Origin of the sequence: Xanthobacter autotrophicus, from assembly GCF_030015065.1 — a bacterium.
In the GTDB taxonomy this organism is placed as follows: Bacteria; Pseudomonadota; Alphaproteobacteria; order Rhizobiales; family Xanthobacteraceae; genus Xanthobacter; species Xanthobacter autotrophicus_D.
The window spans coordinates 1-405 of the sequence record NZ_JAIVFN010000516.1 but is presented as its reverse complement, the minus strand read 5'-3'; the positions used below and the strand labels follow the sequence as shown (position 1 = coordinate 405).

At 68.9% G+C, this 405-nt stretch carries 1 protein-coding gene; it reads left to right on the top strand.

Annotated features, from left to right (window positions below; translation table 11 throughout):
- Positions 1-33: 33 nt before the first annotated feature.
- The coding region (locus tag K9U40_RS24295; protein ID WP_282892600.1) for an MFS transporter at positions 34-405 on the top strand (372 nt) is incomplete at its 3' end.

The following is a 405-nucleotide window of genomic DNA, read 5'->3' as shown; positions in this document are numbered from 1 at the left end:
GTCTCGTGGGCTCGGAGATGTGTATAAGACACAGTGCTGTGGCTCACCTGGCTCGCGGCCAATACCTGCATGTGGATGAACGACGTCGCGGCCGCGTGGCTGATGACGACGCTCACCACCTCGCCCGTGCTGGTGGCGCTGGTGCAGACGGCCTCCACGCTGCCGGTGTTCCTGCTGGGCCTGCCCAGCGGCGCGCTGGCGGACATCCTGGACCGGCGGCGCTATTTCATCGCCACGCAGTTCTGGGTGGCCGCGGTGGCGCTGGTGCTGTGCCTGGCCATCCTGGCCGGAGGGATGACGGCGCCGCTGCTGCTGGCGCTCACGTTCGCCAACGGCATCGGGCTGGCGATGCGCTGGCCGGTGTTCGCGGCCATCGTGCCGGAGCTGGTCAACCGCGCGCAATTG